Annotated in this window: 8 protein-coding genes; 3 read left to right on the plus strand and 5 right to left on the minus strand. The window is 54.2% G+C overall.

Annotated features, from left to right (window positions below):
* The first annotated feature begins 1 nt into the window (after nt 1).
* From pglX to brxL, 3 genes are read left to right on the plus strand one after another with little or no spacing between them, the layout of a single operon-like run.
* Nucleotides 2-3562, plus strand: a complete 3561-nt coding sequence (pglX, locus tag Q0903_RS15055; RefSeq protein WP_299416773.1) for a BREX-1 system adenine-specific DNA-methyltransferase PglX — start codon at nt 2-4, stop codon at nt 3560-3562.
* Nucleotides 3562-6063 (plus strand): BREX-1 system phosphatase PglZ type A, encoded by a 2502-nt coding sequence (gene pglZ / locus Q0903_RS15060; RefSeq protein WP_299416775.1) that lies wholly within the window; start codon nt 3562-3564, stop codon nt 6061-6063. Before pglX ends, pglZ begins: the two co-directional genes overlap by 1 nt.
* 9 nt (nt 6064-6072) lie before the next feature.
* Nucleotides 6073-8145, plus strand: a complete 2073-nt coding sequence (brxL, locus tag Q0903_RS15065) for a BREX system Lon protease-like protein BrxL (protein WP_299416777.1) — start codon at nt 6073-6075, stop codon at nt 8143-8145.
* A 133-nt stretch (nt 8146-8278) separates the two neighbouring features.
* Here brxL and Q0903_RS15070 read toward each other — a convergent pair whose 3' ends face one another.
* The 5 genes from Q0903_RS15070 to Q0903_RS15090 all read right to left on the minus strand — a co-directional run.
* Complete coding sequence (locus Q0903_RS15070) at nt 8279-9724, minus strand: site-specific integrase (protein WP_299416779.1); 1446 nt, start codon at nt 9722-9724, stop codon at nt 8279-8281.
* Nucleotides 9725-9727: 3 nt separating this feature from the next.
* Entirely contained in the window at nt 9728-11968 is a 2241-nt protein-coding gene (locus Q0903_RS15075; RefSeq protein WP_299416780.1) for a hypothetical protein, read from the minus strand.
* Between the two features lie 213 nt (nt 11969-12181).
* Nucleotides 12182-12442, minus strand: a complete 261-nt coding sequence (locus Q0903_RS15080) for a helix-turn-helix domain-containing protein (protein ID WP_299416781.1) — start codon at nt 12440-12442, stop codon at nt 12182-12184.
* 626 nt (nt 12443-13068) lie between these two features.
* Nucleotides 13069-16881: a hypothetical protein gene (locus Q0903_RS15085; RefSeq protein ID WP_299416782.1), complete on the minus strand. Its 3813-nt coding sequence runs from the start codon at nt 16879-16881 to the stop codon at nt 13069-13071.
* 522 nt (nt 16882-17403) lie between these two features.
* Nucleotides 17404-17624: hypothetical protein (locus Q0903_RS15090; protein WP_299416783.1), on the minus strand; the 221-nt coding region annotated here is incomplete at its 5' end.

Below are 17624 nucleotides of genomic sequence, written 5' to 3' on the forward strand. Positions count from 1 at the left end.
CATGGACACCAACGCTCTCAAAAAATTCGCCCAAGGCGCTCGTAACCTTTTGATAGATCAGGTTACGGCCAAGCTTGACCTTGTGGTGGCCGAAGGGTCCCCTGTCCGCCGCGAAAATCCGCAAGCTGTGAAAGACCTTGAAAAAGCCATCAACCGCGACAGCCGCAAACAGGTCATCGAGGCCACCGCCTACACTTGGTTCAACCGGTTCACCGCCCTGCGCTTTATGGATGCCAACGGCTACACTCAGGTGCGGGTCGTGTCCCCTGCTGACGGTCAAACCCGGCCTGAGATCCTGTCAGAGGCGATGGCGGGCAACCTACCGGATGGCGCTCCTGCCACTATCGCGGCCCTGCTCGACGGGCGCACGCCCTCCAATGATCCGCAGGCAGAGGCGTACCGTGCGCTGCTGGTCCATACCTGCAACCAATGGCACGGGCCGATGCCGTTTCTGTTCGAACAGATCGACGACTACACCGAACTACTGATGCCCGAGGATCTGCTGTCGCAGACCTCCATCCTGTCTGAGTTGCGCAAGGTCATGACCGAGGACGCCTGTCAGGATGTCGAGATCATCGGTTGGCTCTACCAGTTCTATATCTCGGAGAAAAAGGATCAGGTCTTTGCGGGTCTGAAGAAGAACCAGAAGATCACGGCCGAGAACATCCCCGCCGCGACGCAGCTGTTCACCCCGCACTGGATCGTCCGCTATCTGGTCGAGAACTCGCTGGGGCGGCTCTGGCTGCTGAACCGGCCGCAAAGCCGTCTGGCCGAACGGATGGACTACTACATCGCGCCGGAAGAGCCCGAGACGGATTTCCTGCGCATCACCAAGCCGGAAGACATCCGCATCTGCGATCCCGCCGCCGGGTCGGGGCACATGCTGACCTATGCCTTTGACCTGCTCTACGCCATCTACGAGGAAGAGGGATATGACGCGACCGAGATCCCCGCGCTGATCCTGACGCACAACCTGACGGGGGTAGAGATTGACGACCGCGCGGGCGCGCTGGCCGCCTTTGCGCTGGCGATGAAGGCGGCGGCCAAGCTGGGGCGGCGGCGGTTTTTGCGGATGGAGGCAAAGCCCGACATCTGCGTGTTGCAAAACGTGACCTTTACAGAGGCCGAGATGCAGGACGTGGCCGCCGTGGTGGGCAAGGATCTGTTCACGGATGAGCTGCGTGAGACGCTGGGGCAGTTCGAGCATGCCAAGAACTTCGGCTCGCTGATCGTGCCGAAGCTACGCGATCCGGCAGAGGCGCTGCGGGTGGTGGAGGCACGGGACTTCGGCGGGGACCTGCTGCTGAAGGAGGTGCAAGAGCGCGTCGTCGCCGTGTTGCGCATGGCCGAGGCGCTGTCGCCGAAGTATCATGTGGTGGTGGCTAACCCGCCGTATATGGGCAGCGGGGGGATGAATGGGGCTTTAGCAAGTTGGGTCAAGAAGCATTATGCGGACAGCCGAACGGATCTATATTCCATGTTTATGGTTCGATGCTTAAATTTAACTACTACTTGCGGCTATGTAGGCATGATCAACCTACCTTCATGGCTATTTCTCTCTTCATTCGAGAAGCTTCGCTTCAAAATAACAGATAGTTGTTCGTTCGAATCTCTTCTCCATATGGGGCGGGGAATATTTGGCATTGATTGGGGATCAGTGGCATTCGTCTTGAACAAAGCAAACAGACCAGAGAAAAATGGGAGCTTCTTTAGGCTCCACAAAAGAAATTTTCAGCACCTACACCCAAGCGATATCAGCGCGATCTTCTTAAATGCAAAAAAAGATAGTTCATACAAGTATGACTTCGACGAATACAGAGATCGCGATGGAGTTACCGACATCTCAGATATCTCTAACGAAAATGGATCGAGAATTTCCTTCAGGTCAACAATCGCCAACATTAAGCGTATCCCAGGTCGCCCAATTGCTTTTTGGGCAAGTGAAGAGGTTCTGAACTCATTTGAAAATGACGCGCCACTTGCTTCGATCGCGGTCCCCAAAGTGGGGATGCAAACGGGTCGAAATGATGACTATATCCGCGAGTGGTTTGAGGTGGGTCATATGGCTATTGGATTTGGCTTCAAGTCGGCACAAGAAGCTGAGAGCAGCCAGCTGAGGTGGTTCCCCTGTAACAAAGGTGGCCCATTTCGACGCTGGTATGGAAACAATAGTGTTGTTGTTGACTGGCAATTCGATGGAACAAGAATAAAGTCTGAATCAGGCTCTGTAATCAGGAACCCGAATTACTACTTCAAGGAAGGAATGACTTGGTCTACGGTAAGTAGCACAAAGCTCTCTATGCGCTTTGCAGAGGCTGGAAGTATGTTCGAGACTAAAGGATCGATGTGCTTTCAGGTAGCAGATATTCCTATAAAATATCCTTTGGCGCTTATGAATTCGAAGGTTGTAGAGAACCTTTTGACTTTCGTTGCCCCGACAATCGACTTTCATGAGGGACCGGTGGGAAAAATACCGGTAAGAGAACTTTCGAATAAGGATGCTGTAGTCCAGAATAGTGAACAAGCTATCGGTTTGCATCGTTCCGACTGGGACGCCTACGAAACCTCATGGGATTTCACCACGCTCCCGCTGCTCCAACCCGATCATGGTGCCGAGACACTGGAGGGCACCTACACCACCCTCCGCACCCATTGGCAGGGCATGACAGACGAGATGCTTACGTTGGAGGAAGAGAACAACCGCATCTTCATCAACGCTTACGGCTTGCAAGACGAGCTGACCCCCGAGGTACCGCTGAACGAGATCACCCTCACCTGCAACCCCGCCTATCGCTATGGCATCAAGAACGACGCCGCAGCGAACGAGACCCGCCTGCGCGCCGATACAATGGCCGAGTTCCTCTCCTACGCCGTGGGCTGCATGTTCGGGCGCTACAGCCTCGACGCCCCCGGCCTGATCCTCGCCAATCAGGGCGAGACGCTGGACGACTACCTCGCCCGCGTCCCCGAGCCGACCTTCATGCCGGACGAAGACAACGTCATCCCCGTGCTCGACGCCGACTGGTTTCCCGACGACATTACCGACCGCTTCCGCCTGTTCCTGCGCACCACCTTCGGCGAGGCGCATTTCCGCGAGAACCTGCGCTATATCGAGGATGCGCTTGGTAAGGACATCCGCAAATACTTCACCAAGGATTTCTACGCCGACCACGTGAAGCGCTACAAAAAACGCCCGATCTACTGGATGTTCTCCAGCCCCAAGGGCACGTTCAACGCGCTGATCTACATGCACCGCTATCAAAGCGACACGGTGTCGGTTCTGCTCAACGAATACCTGCGCGAATTCATCAGCAAGCTGGAAGGTGAGCGCGCCCGCCTCGACAAGCTGTCGGATGACGCGACCGCCACCCAAGCGCAACGCACTAAGGCGATCAAGGACGCCAGCATAGTAGCCAAGCAGATCGACGAGCTGAACGAATGGGAACGCGAAGTGATCTTCCCCCTCGCCCAGCAGAAGATCGAGATCGACCTCGATGACGGAGTAAAGGTGAACTACCCGCTGTTCGGCACCGCGTTGAAAAAGATCGTGGGGCTTAGCTGATGTCGGACCGGATAACCGCCGGACTGGCGCGCCTGTTCGAAGAGCACCGCATCGTATTCTGGTACGACACCGCACACGACATGCGCGGTGCCTATGAAGCCATGGAACTGGACGGCGTCGAAAAACTCGAGATCGCCAACAACGAGTTTGGGCTGAAATACCGGATGCTGCGGCAAGAGCCTGCGCAGAAGTTCCTGGTGTTCAAGGACGGGCCGGAGCCAGAAATGACCGATAACTGGCTGCTGGATCTGCAGATTGCCACCGCGGTCTTCAGAGCCGATCAGGCGGCTATTTGGCTGGCAGAGCTTGGCCTACCCAGCAAATACGAGGCCGCAGTGCGCGACCACAAAGAGTTTTACGTATCCGGCAAGAGGATGGCGCGCCTGAAAGAGCTGGAAGCAGAGCGACCCTCGGATTCCGTCGCTGCCGTACAGCGCAAAATGCTGGCGGTTTGCGCCGATGCAGATGGCGCGCTGGACACGGTGATTGAGACGCTGCTCGGCCAACTCGCCGAGGGTCGAGACGACGCGCTACGCCTCATGGACCGCGCGGGCCTGAGTGAGTTCTTCTGGAAGCAAGTAGCGAATGCCTACGGCTACGTCACGGACGAGCCGGATTTCGAAGACTTCGCCATCACGCTGTTCCAGTCATGTTACTGTCGAGCCCTTGGGGAAGACGGCAAGCTGAACAGTGAAGCGTTGTTGGTTTATCGCCGCTGGAAGAACAACCGTCTGGGCGCGGAACCCTTCGAGACATTGAGCCAGAAATATCAAGATATCCTGCGCATCGCTGAGGATCTGCGCGAGCGCGACATCAAGGCCCTGCGCACCATCGACCACTTCGAAGAAATTGATAGGCAAATCATCCGGCTGCTGGTGGCCGAGATGTCCAGCCAGACCGTTACCTCTGCCGAGGTGCTGAAAACCGTCCGAGAACGGCGGCAGAGCCACTGGTACGCAATCTACCGCGACGTCTACGAGGCGATCGGCTACGCGACCGAGTTTCAGCAAGCTCTTTCCGAGGCGACGCTTGGGATGACGTCAGCAGCGGAGGGCGTGAAGCGATATGTTACGACATGGTTCAAGATCGATCAGCTCTATCGCAAGTTCATCTACCACATGCAGAAAAGTGGACAGGCTTCCTTGCTGGGAGCCCTTTTTGAAAGCGTAGAAAACCGTTACACTACAAACTTCCTCCAGACAGTGAACGATGCATGGCAGGATCAGATTGCCAAGATGACGGATTGGGCAGTGCCCGGCTACCCGAAGCAATCGGACTTCTACCTTGATCAAGCTGCCGAATTCCGTCGTCGTGATCAGAAGATTGTCGTCGTCATTTCGGACGCACTACGCTTTGAAGTGGCCGAGGAATGCCTGCGGGAGATCCGCAAACTTAACCGTTTTGACGCCGATCTGAAACCAATGCTCAGTTCTCTGCCGAGTTACACGCAGCTGGGAATGGCCGCTCTCCTGCCGAACAAAGACATGACCCTATCTGGCGACGGTGCGGTGTCTTCCTTCGGGGATCCGACACAAGGTACGAAGAACCGAGAAAAAATCCTGGGTAAAGGACGCGATGGTGATCGTGCAAAGGCCATGAAGGCTGACGAATTTATGGCGATGAAAGCTGATGAGGGTAAGGCCCTCTTCCGCGACAATGATATCCTCTATTTGTATCACGACCGGATCGATAAGGTTGGCCATGACCTCGCTTCAGAAACACGCGCGACTGAAGCAGCCGAAGATGCCATTCAAGACCTCACGAAGCTTGTCCGCAAGCTGACTACCGCAAATTTTTCGAACATACTGATCACGGCTGATCATGGATTTCTATACCAGCATCGATCCCTTGAAGAAACCGATTATTCTGTTGCCGATCCCATGGCTTCCGAAATTCTACACCGAGATCGACGTTTCTTACTCGGTCGAGGATTTAACGAAACACCCGGCATGAAGAAGTTCACTTCATCACAACTCAGTCTGGCTGGCGATCTGGATGTGTTGATCCCAAACTCAATCAACAGAATTCGCAAGAAAGGATCCGCCAGCCGTTTTGTCCACGGCGGAGCAACGCTTCAAGAAGTTGTTATTCCCGTGCTGCGCGTTGGAAAACGCCGCGAGGCAGATATTGGTAAAGTCGAAGTCCAGATCATTGCACCAAGCCGCAGCCTGATCTCCTCCGGCCAGACATCCGTTGCACTCTATCAGGCACAGTCGGTTTCAGAAAAGCAACAGCAGCGCGATCTGTTGGCCGGGATATACGCCCAGGATGGGACGTTGATTTCCGACGAACACCAGCTGACCTTTGACTTCATTTCGCAAAACCCGCGCGAACGGGAATTCCCCGTCACTTTCCTGCTCTCGCGTGAGGCTGACCGCTTCAATAATCAGGATGTCTTCCTCAAACTACGAGAACGCATCGGCAAAACCAGCCACTTTGAAGAGTATGCAAGCCACCCTTTTCAGCTGCGCCGCGGCATCTCAACCGATTTCGATTTTTAAGGAGCAGTCATGAGCTCACTCGATGACAAGACAAACGAACACTTTGCCGGCTACGTCGTACGCAAAGATCTGGTAAAGGCCGTAAAAGGCAACGCAATCGTCCCGACCTATGTCCTTGAATACCTGCTGGGGCAATACTGTGCGACTGACGATGAAGCATCCATCCAGAGCGGTATCGAGACGGTCAAAGACATCCTGCGCAAGCATTACGTGCACCGCAATGAGGCAGGGCTGATCCAGTCTACGATTAAGGAAAAAGGCCGCTATAAAGTCATCGACCAAATCAGCGTTTCGTTGAACGAAAAGACCGACAGCTATGAGGCGGTTTTTGACAATCTTGGAATTAAGAAGGTCGCTGTAGACAGTGGCACGGTCAAGGCCCACCCCAAACTCCTGGTGACAAGTGTCTGGTGCATCGCTGATGTCCAATACGAGTTTTCCGAGGATACGCGTACGTCCCCTTGGATGTTGGAAACGATTAAGCCGATCCAGATCGCTAAGGTAGACTACGAAGGTTACAAGACCGCCCGCGCTCAGTTCAGCAAAGACGAATGGATCGACCTGCTGATGCAATCCATTGGCTTTGATCCAGCAGCTTTCGGGCAGCGCAGTAAGCTGCTGCAGCTGATGCGTCTAATTCCCTTCGTTGAGCGTAACTACAACATGATTGAACTGGGCCCTAAGGGAACCGGGAAATCTCACATCTTTTCTGAGTTTTCACCTCACGGCCAATTGATTTCAGGCGGCGAAGTCTCGATCCCGAAGCTCTTCGTCAACAACTCAAATGGTCGTATCGGCTTGGTAGGCTACTGGGACGTAGTAGCATTTGACGAATTTGCGGGGCGTGAGAAAACCGCCAACAAAGCGCTCGTCGACATCATGAAGAACTACATGGCAAACAAGACTTTCTCGCGCGGGGTGAGCCCCATGGGTGCCGAGGCCAGCTTTGCCTTCGTTGGGAACACCGACCACAATGTGCCCTTCATGCTGAAGAATAGCGATCTGTTCGAAGCTCTCCCTCCGCAATTCCACGACTCCGCATTCATTGACCGTCTGCACGCCTACCTTCCTGGCTGGGAGATCGATGTGATCCGGGGAGAGATGTTCACCAGTGGATATGGGTTCATTGTTGATTATCTGGCTGAAGTTCTACGCCAATTGCGTCAGGAAGACTTTTCGAACCGTCCGGATCAGTATTTCCAGATCAGCGCGAAAATTTCGACCCGAGACCGCGATGCCGTCTACAAAACGATGTCAGGCCTCCTCAAGATCATCTTCCCTGCAGGCGGTGAGAGTGCTGAAGATGTTGAGGAACTGCTGCAACTCGCCTTGGAGAGCCGCAAGCGTGTGAAAGATCAGCTGTTCCGGATTGACGCAACATATCCAGAAGTCGATTTCTACTACACTGGCTCAGACGGCGAGAAACACAGCATCCAGACTGTAGAAGAACAGGAGTATCCCCAGTTTTATCACCGGAAACCTGGACAAGACACACAACCACCCTCCGACAATGTCGACGAGCTTAATGAGAACTTGATTGAAACCGACGCAAATGTAGCAAGTCCTACATTTATAGCGAAGCCATCCAAGCCGACACTCGAAGAAGGGCACCACACTTTTGCTGAGAACCGGAAAGGCGTAAGGTTCGATACACTCTTCGGCCCCTACACCGACGGCGCTTCGCGGATTATGGTGACTGATCCCTACATCCGCTATTATTATCAGATCAAGAACATGATGGAATTTGTTGAAATGATCATTCGGCGCAAAGCGCCCGAAGATCAGGTCTCAGTTCATCTTGTCACTGGTGCAAATGACGGTGAGGTCCAGAAGCAACGCGAACTTCTCGAGAGCATCTCCGAAGCTTGCACTGGATCAGGAGTTGATTTCACTTGGGCCTTCGACACTTCGGGAACAGCTCATGCTCGAGATATCGTAACTGACACTGGCTGGAAAATTGTATTGGATAGAGGCTTGGATATTTTCCAACCCCCATTGAGTCGAGCTGGCTTTAACCTTGGCGATCGCCTTCAAGAACATCGTATGGTTAAGGGGTTCTATTTGACATATGTACGTGGATAACGAGCAAATATTCTAAAAGAACCATTCATATCTACCGGCTCAACTATGAAGCCGTAGCAATTTTGCGATCTCACCTTTTAGAAGCTGTACGCTGGAAACATCTATGCAAGGACGCTCATCTCGGCATGTGACATCAGGTCTCCGTGCCCCTGTGCTTTCGCCTGCCAGACGGTCGAGAGCGCTTCGACTTTTTCTGCATAATTTTTGGTCCTATACCAAGGCGAATTTTCTCCGCATCTGCGGCAGCACTCAGCTTTCGAGACGCCACAATACCATTGCTGTTTGCGCTATAGGTGTCAGTGGTAGAACTGCGGCGATGGTTCAGGACCTCAGACGCAAGTCCGCGTTCAGCTGGGGATTCTGAAACAATAAAAGCGGCTATCACATTTCGGATCATGTGAGCCGAAACACGGCTACCAAACAACGCTTCCGTCATATCACCGATGCACTCACTTAAGTGACCCGGTGTGCAGGGCGCGCCTTTCCACCCTATAAATAGACGTGTTTCATCCTCAGGTGCGACGAGCGACCTATGATGACGAATGTAGGTTAAGATCACTGCCCTGAGACGCTCAGGGATCGCACGCTCGTCTCGATTTCGGTCCTTCGTCTCCAAAGGAGATAAATGCAGCCGTGTCATCTCCGGATCAAAGTGATGTTCTATATCAAGCGCGGCAAGCGATGAGATCCGGATCGGTGAATTTATCAACATCAGGATCGATAGCATCGTTCTGGCGAGCGTATGTGCTTGAAGTTTACCACGGTATCCTGAAGAAAACTCATGAGCTTCAAGAGCGGCCTCCATACCTTGCAGAGCCGCAATGTGCAGTTCCTCAATATTTACGTGACGCCCATTCGCACGGGTCGGATGATATTTAGCTAAACTTTTCATCTTCGCCAAGAATTTGGAGAGCCATCCCCAGTCACGTTCCGGGTAGACGTCTCTTCCAAGCGTCAGAAGGCGCCCAGCTTCAATCACCATCGTATATATAGAGAAATCACCGATAGCGAAACGTTTGCGTCGATGAGCTACCCATGAACGGAAGGGAACCCGATCGAGATCAACCGGCAGGTCGTTGGCACGACAAAAATCAAAATATTGCCCCGCCAACTCCATTGTAGACTTTATGGATGAGAATGCTCGTGCATCAATTATAGCACCGTCCGCGAGCCCTTCCGGACAGACGTATAACATCGGGACAGCTCGGTCATGCCAATCTGTAGGAAAACGCTGAAGATGCCGCTGAACCAAATCGGACAGCTTCTCCTTTTCACTGGATTGAATTTGCTTATCCGGCGAAACGAAGGTGCAAGGCACTTCAAACACCTCGAAGAGCGCTTGCTTCATTTTAGAGCGATGTGCCGGGATCAGACCTTCTGAACGCCGTGTGATAAGTGAGGGCGTCACCAAGTTCGGTGGCACTCCATCCTGTTCTGCGTCAAGTATCCATCGACCCATCATTTGCCTCAAACACGCGAGATGGGTTGCCTCTTTGTCACTGAAGACGTTGAGGAAGCGCTCTTGGATATCGGCCGGCCACTGAGCAATAGGAAGCGATTTTCTGATCTGCTTTGCCATGCTCTATGCCCCCAACTGTTTCTCGAACTCAACCCTGAAATCAATCTTCCCGAGTGCTCGCAAAGTAGCCTTATCAAGAAGTTGCAGGTATCTTTTCTGCGCTATCAACTTGCTGACTTCAGCATAGTACGCACGAGTTGTCTCGATACGTCTATGTTCAAGAATCTCCTGAACGAGCCCCATAGCGCTGGGGTCAATATCCAGAATGACCTTGGCTGCGATATGGCGGGCCACATGCATATCGACCTTCAATGCACATTTTCTCATCATATGCTTCGAATACATGGCACTGAAAGCATTCGGCGAGTGGTAGCCATACCCGTCCGAGTATTCTGCATCAAAGCCGTGCTCTGGGCGTTTATTTGTAGCACCAGGGAAAAGGTGTTCATTACCGTCCGACACCCCTTCGCGCGCGATTGCAAACGGCCTGAATGTCTTTACGAACTCTCTGATCATGCGCACTGTATCAGCGTCGATGCGCACCTCAATTGCCCGAAGATTCTTCAACTCAACCGCTGGCAGGAGCAGGCGACCCTCCCCGTTCCCAACTGGGAGATGAATGTGAGGATTGGGTCCGGAGATTCGAAGCCGCGCAAGGTTATTGCGCCTTAGAGGGGAAACACGCTGCAGTATTTGCAGGATTAAAGCGGAACGCGCCAAGGCAGCGTCGTGTTCATTAAAACCGTTTTTACGGGATTTGCCCTTCAACGCGGCTGCCCAGAGCAGTTCCGGTGCCTTGAACCAACGCGCCAAAACACTGTCGTGGTTAAACGCTCTTAACATGTCAGCGTGTTTTGGACCGATCCTGGTTTCTTCGTAAATCAACTTTGTCGTGCCATCTGGCATTCTCTTTTTGCCGACGACAGCAGGGTCGATCTTGTTAATGAAGGCCCGAATCTTTTCAAGCTGACTATCCTCGACACCCAGAATTCGTCCAGCATTAACAAATGTTCTTAGTAGACCTGTTTCGTAAATCCCTTTCTTATTGGATTCCCAGTCTTCCCCCGCCTTATCGAGATTTTTTTTGCGACAGGTCCAAACCGCCGTGACAAAAGAGCGAGCATTCTGCACAGTAAACAGTGTTTCGAGGGTTTCCGGCGCTCCTTTTCCTCCCTCATCATGTGCAGCGGCATGCCATATGCGTTTTAGAGACCTGCGCCACAGCTCGGCAGTCGCCGGGTCTATTGTCAGATCGACGTTTTCTGCTTCGCCGTTAGTTTCTGCATCAGGGACTCCGAGGTCGTCATCGATTAGATCTTCCCAGACGCCGCCGCTTCGGTCAGCGATCGAAGCTCGTCCGAGCAACGCATCGAGTGGCTCGCGAATGGATAGAGGGACGGCACCCCATGGTACGTCGGGCAACCGTTCGGTCTGGCGGCTCCGAATGAAAGGCGTCGCATTGAGCGCGCCCTCATTGATTGCACCGTTCCATATTTTAATTGCCATCCCGAGCTTCCTTCCGAAAGGCTTTGCGTGCGTTTGACGCTCCTGATACAAGAAGCCTTCGAGGTCACCCTTGGTCAATTCGTCAGGGGTCATTCCCTCAAAATCAGACCTGGTTGCCAGACGGCGAAAAATCGCGGCGATAGAAGGTGAGTGCTTGGGGGCACGAGAGACAAGCATTTCAAGCGTTGTACTCCAAACTTCCGGAAGCCGTGTCGTGTCGCTGTGCATACGACCGAGGCAAACGGGATCGACAAGACGAAGGGCCGAACGAATGAGGGTCTTCTTGTTCTTCAGGGTTTGATCAGTGCCGACGGCGAGATCTTCCGGGGTCAGAGCAATTAATTTTGGACCGACAACCGCCTCAGTCGCAATGATTGCTTCAACTGGCTGGTTCAGATGTTTGGCGAACGCCCGCATGGCCATTTCAGCTCGTGTGGCGCGTTCAGGTGGAAAATTCAGGTGCGCAGCATCGATGGCATGTTCCAATGTCACCACTTTACCCCGCAGCTTAATAGCAAGTCTTTGAATGGGATATTCATCCCAAACTTTCAGGGCCCTCCGAGAATCAGAGAATACTTGGGATGCTTTATGTCCCAGATTATTACGTAACTTTGGATCGGGATATGCAACGATATGCCGAACATCTTCAACACTCAGGTCTCCATCATTTCCGGCTGTCTGGCGGAGTTTCCTCAGAGATTTGATAGTCGAACTGCGCGTTTGATAAGGCATCTCTTTTAAGCGAAGGGCAATCTCAAGATCTGAAATCATTGGAGGCGAATTTTTCTGGTCTAGCATCAGTTTATCTTTTCTTAATTCGGCCACCACTTTTTGCGGATGACGCCAATTGGCTTGGCTTCATCGTGATGGGCTTTATCTGTTAGAGTGACGGGTGGCGCCTTTAGGTGTCTCGTGGTGTCTTAAGGCGACATGGGACGACAGTGGGCGACTTCGGGTCAAAAGGGGTTGCGCGAAATCCGATGGATTTGGGCTAACCCCTCACGACCCGATCTACGTAAGCTGTTGAACTTTATAGATTTCAGCTGAAGGTCCGGATTCATCCAGCCCACGGCGCTCCCAGAGCAGCATCATGTCATCTGCAATTCCAAGATAACGCCACAGTGAGATGGCGGAGATTACCCACCGCCCATTCGGGCGCACTGCATTGAGCTTTCCGCTGGTGAGGAGACGCTGTATCTGGCGGCGGCTCCTACCGAGATACTCAGCAGCCTCCTGGCTCGTAAAAATTTCATCGGGTGCAGTAAGGTGCATGCGAAAACTCCTGTTTCTTGTTTCAAAACAAATGTGCGCGCAATGAACGAAAGGACGAAGTGCACCAGGAAGATGAATTGTGGAAAACTTGGCTTCAAATCTGGAAAACTTCCTCCCAGTACCCTTGCCAAATTTATTTAACAATTAAATCAAAAGCTTAACCATAACCTGTCTAATTGGAACTTAAAGTCGTCCACAGAGAAATTCTCAAAATAATAGTCCGAAAGCGATTTGATACCTTCTACTTACTATTCTATTTCGAATATTTAAGTTTTTTAGACCCGATACCTTGAGGTCATCTAACGGCCGCTTCCAGCCGAACACGACCACCGTATCGACGTGCTTGGTTGCGCGAAGCGGACCTTCGTGCTGATGGAGTCGGACAACCGAAGTGTGGACATTACTGCCGTTTGTCCGCTCCGAGGCAATGGCGGCTTTGGGGCCGATTGCGGAATGGCGGCATTTGTCGCGCCACATAACAAAGCGGACTATCGTTTCAGCCGCTGGAGTTTCAGAGACGCCTTTTCAGTGCTTTTTGCGCGAGGGTCCCGACTCTAATGACCGGGACAATGCTCGATCGCAAACCGTCGGCCCGGTAGCTTCAACGATTTGCGAACGCAACCATATCAGGCGTCCTTGCGAATAAAGGGATCACCGTAGAGCGACATGGCAAGAGCGCGCTTAGGGTCCCAGCTGGTTATGTCGGAGACGCAGCGGTTGGCCGCGTGACAAGCGTCCAGCACCATCATACCTTCCTGCCAAGCATTTAGGAAACCCTTCAGCCAAGGACGTGCGACAAAGAACGGAATCGGCCAAGCCGGTCCAATCACGGCGGCGCTGCCGCGCGCGAGGATTTGCTTCGCGAGACCAATCGCCATTCCGGTTTCCGGGTGCGGATCGATGCGGCCACCCGAGCACACGAACAGGATGGTCAGACGTGCCTTGCGGGTGACCTCGGCGATCTGTGCGATCTCGGTAACGCCGTGTCCGTCGTCGCTCATCGACCGAAAATAGCGGTTCACCTCGGTTAGACCGCCGTGAGCACCGATAATCGCGACATCGGCGTCGGCAAATCCTGGGGATGGCTGTTTGCCTCGCTCGAGGTCCACACCATGTTCGGCCAGGATTGGCGCCACCTCATCTGCCATCATGGCAAGGGGACCGGGTCCCTCGCCTGCAGAGGGAACCGGAATCCACATGCGCGCCGAGCCGTTCCCCTTCCGGTCGAGCTGCCGTGAAGCTGTCAACCATTCGAGCGAGGGCGTCACGCCGATTGCATGACTGAATCCGACAGACGCTCCATCAATAGTCAGAAGATTAGCGGGTAATCTCTGTAGTCTCCCATCTGCAACAATGATCGACCGCTTGGGCAACTTGGTCACACCCAAGGCCGCGACGCTTTCACGCATCTCGGCTTCGCTTACTGAATCCAGGGCATAGTCCTTGGGGAATCGCTCGCTCCAGCGATCGAGCGCTCCGACCGAAAAGGTGCCTTCTGGCTCGATCGTGATGTCCGAAATATCGCCGTTCTCGAATTCGACGGTGGCGAGTTGGTTGTCGAACAGAGCCATGCCGACGATCGCAGCATCTGATCGACTCAGCGCGATCGCCGCCTCATAGGGAGCATCTGCTCGCGTCAGCAGGCGCTCGACCTCGAAGAGCCTGCCGTCTGCGGCCCGAAGCTCGATGGCACGGTCCGCCGACGCTTCCACCACATAGGTCAGCGCATTGGGGTCGACATCGGCCAGAGCGTTTCCGACCAGCGTGCGCGTCATAACGCGCAAGTGCCTCAAGTCGTAGCCCGCATCGACAGCGTAGCGGGCGTTATCAAGGCCGCGTGCCACGTCGACAATGTCAGCGAGTGTCGGGAATCGACCCGACGCTTTAATCATGGGCCGCTGCTCAGGTGGCAGCGCGATAACAATCTTCTGTAGAAGCGCTTCAGCAGACGCGACCTGCTCGGGAATCCGCGTATTGCCGAAATGCACCAACGTGTTCAGGATCATCGCAATCGGCAGCATTTCGTCGCTTCGATCCATTACTTCTGCCGCGTTGGCGGCCGCAGCGTCGAACAATTCGATCAGGTCCGCATCAGACCCGCCATCGCGAGAAAAGACAGTGGTCTTGGCTTGTAGCGCCATGGTTTCGAGGCGAAATCCATCACGTTCCTTGATGCCGAGCTGGTCAAGGGCTTCCTGCGACCGGTACAGCAGCGGTATGGCAAGGTTTGCCATGCCAGCGTCGCGCAGGAGACGGAACAGCAGATTTGTCTCGAACCAGATTTCATCCCAAGTTGCCATTCCACGCGTTTCCAGCGCAGCCGCCATCGCAACCATCGCTTCAATTCTCATTCCGACGCGCGCATAGATGTCCGCAAAGCTGAACAAGGCTATTCGGTGCCGCTCCGGACGGTAGCCGCTGTTCGTGACGATGAACTCGGCGATGTCGCGGGCTGCCTGTCCCTTACCCGCAACAGCGAGCTTGCTTCCTACGGTTCGAGCGATATTCAGATCCTCGTCGGGTTGCTTGGCGAGCGGGGCAATAGCATTGGCGGCCGCCAGATACATGTTTAGCAGTTCAAGATCACCTGCCTCTGCGATGCGGTTCCCGGCATAATCCGCTTGCATGAGTATCGAGCCAATGAGCGCGTCCGCGGATACGTCGAGCAGCTCAGCCGGCAGGATTTCCTGTCCCACCAACCACATGCCCTGCCCCTGTTCGGCGAGCCATTTCCAGATACGTTCCAGTGGCGCTCGGGTCTGTTCGGCCGGAATGACAGGCGGACGATCGGCAATCTTGGGACGGGGATCGATTGGCGGCATCGCGACGGAACGCTTCATGAGGGCTGTGACCAACATTGCGGTGCCGCGCGTGCCGGTTTCTGTAGGTCCGAGCAGCTTGGCCAGCTGCGTTCGAACGCGTCCGTCACTTGGACTGGCCGCGAGAAACGCGATCGATCGGTCCATGATCTGCTCGATAATCGGATCGGTACTCAACAGTGTTTCTGCTTGAAGCGCAGTGCTGGCAAGCCGTATCAGAAGGAGCAGTTCCTGGCTGGAAACGTCGGCGCTGCGTCCAAGCAGGAACCCGAAGCTGTCATCTAACCGACCAGCGAGCTCAAGCTGCAGCGCAATCTTGACGCCGGCATCGCTAACCAGGTCAGGAAGTTCATCGGCGATCGTTGCATGCACGGTATAAGGGTTCCAGCCATCAACCCGCGTGCCGTCGGCGAGTAGGCGATAGAAGCGAGCTTCTTCATCGTAATCGCCGTCGGACATCGATGCCAAGATCGTAACGGCGCGATCGAAATCACCTTCGCGCGCTGCAGCGACCACGTCGAGTCGCTGCAACATTGGCGCGTTGGGATGATGCCTACGGAACGCGTCGAGCACTGCTGACTGCAAGCGTTGGCCGCGCAATCGCAGCGCGGTGTCGAGCGCTTGGGCGAAGTCCTCGCGGTCGCGTATATCTGGGAGCGCCTTCGTAATAAGCGTTTCCGCGAAATCGTCAATGTCAGCGGTCTCCGAAAGCCGCGCTATCGCCAGGGCCTGTTGGACGGGCAGCTCGACCAGCATATCCGGTTTGGTCTTAAGGAGATCGCGAAACGGGTCCGAAAGGCCCGCCTGAGAGAGAAACTCGAGTTTCAGGAAGAAGCGCTTCCGGTCGGAGAAGCTTTCATCGCCATCGATTTCCTTAATGACTCCGCCAATGCCGCCCGCGTCGACGGCATCGCTCCATCGCGAAACTTTGGCAGTAACTTCGACGGCATTGAGAGGCTCGGCGCCGACCATGGCGCCAGACACGAATCCGGCGTCACCCACCGACATGAGTAAGTCCAACGACTCCTGCCGCTGGGGCGGAAAAAAGCCGGAATCGAGCGTGACGTAGACGGCATTGGCGCGGCAAAGCGCGTCGATCTCCGTCAGAAGCTGATGGAGATGCGCTGCACGCACGGTTTCCTCGAGCGGGCTACCGTTTGGCATGTGCGTGGTGACCATACGATATCGGCCGGCCTCGACGACAATAATGGCGGTCTTCGCGGGCGCCGCCGAGAGCACGCGGACTAGCGCATCACCGTCATAGCTCTCCATGAAATGGGGGGACAGGAAACCAAACGCATCGTCGCGTTGCTCGGCGGTGGCTGTGCCCTCCGATATCTTGGCCAGAGTTGCATCAACACCGGCCCGTAACTGCTGTAGGGTGTTCGCCTGTCCTTTCGCGGCCACAGGCGGAAAAACGATCCAGATTTGGTCCGCCAGACGACCACCATTATTATCGCCCCGGATCGAAAAGTAGGTGGCGAGCTCGCCGAGCCGAGCGAGTTCCTTGTCGGATCCGACAGCGAGAAGATCTGAATGGCCCCATTGCATAGCTCCTTGCCCCATAAAGGTCATCCAAGTGTACTCTTCGCTGGCGGGCGAGACTGATTGTTCCGTCATTTCAAACTTCTATCCGATTGGCGCGGGGGATCGATCATGTATTAACCTGATCGATTGCGAGCTGCAAATCTACCCTTTGGTCTCAAAACTTGCAGCACGAAAAAGCGGTTACTTTCGGGACTGGACCATTACCCAGTGAAAGACCTCGAAAGGGCGTGGAGCTGATGTTCGAACTTGCCTAAGCGCTAGTCAGTTTTTGTCTCGGAGGCGCTGCGCCTGAAAGGCCGCCTTCGGGGTGTGAACTGAGTTCGGCAACACGTATGGTTGGAGCGTTCGTCATCCTGCCTCTACCTTCTGGTGGAAGGTGACGACAAACAGATTTTTCATATTGAGGTCACGCGGGCGAACAGACCTGTTTATGTGATTTTAGAAGATGAGGAGGAGCTCTTCGTTCACAAAGAAGGATCATCACAGCCTTTCGCGTGCGGTAGAGCATACTGGAACACGAGACGGTTCTGAGATCAAATCGAGAGCCTTGAACAATGCACAGCCCACGAAAGGAAACCCAACCTGGCGGGACCGTCACTCGGTGACATGATCGTCATCGCAACGTGGGAAGGCGACTATTTCGACGTTGGGGAATGTGCGGTATTGGAGTAACGCCCATGGAATGCCGCTAGCGACACCAAAACGAACCCCGATTTGCCTGTCCATGCTTAGAACATAAGTGGCAGGCAACAGTGGCAGGCAACAGTGGCAGGCAACAGTGGCAGGCAACAGTGGCAGGCAACAGTGGCAGGCAA

It is taken from the genome of uncultured Sulfitobacter sp. (assembly GCF_947502895.1).
In the GTDB taxonomy this organism is placed as follows: Bacteria; Pseudomonadota; Alphaproteobacteria; order Rhodobacterales; family Rhodobacteraceae; genus Sulfitobacter.

Excerpts from the sequence above, each read along its gene's own strand:
- pglX (WP_299416773.1), top strand. The coding sequence starts at position 2 with ATGGACACCAACGCTCTCAAAAAATTCGCCCAAGGCGCTCGTAACCTT.
- pglZ (WP_299416775.1), top strand. The coding sequence starts at position 3,562 with ATGTCGGACCGGATAACCGCCGGACTGGCGCGCCTGTTCGAAGAGCAC.
- brxL (WP_299416777.1), top strand. The coding sequence starts at position 6,073 with ATGAGCTCACTCGATGACAAGACAAACGAACACTTTGCCGGCTACGTC.
- Q0903_RS15070 (WP_299416779.1), bottom strand. The coding sequence starts at position 9,724 with ATGGCAAAGCAGATCAGAAAATCGCTTCCTATTGCTCAGTGGCCGGCC.
- Q0903_RS15075 (WP_299416780.1), bottom strand. The coding sequence starts at position 11,968 with ATGCTAGACCAGAAAAATTCGCCTCCAATGATTTCAGATCTTGAGATT.
- Q0903_RS15080 (WP_299416781.1), bottom strand. The coding sequence starts at position 12,442 with ATGCACCTTACTGCACCCGATGAAATTTTTACGAGCCAGGAGGCTGCT.
- Q0903_RS15085 (WP_299416782.1), bottom strand. The coding sequence starts at position 16,881 with ATGACGGAACAATCAGTCTCGCCCGCCAGCGAAGAGTACACTTGGATG.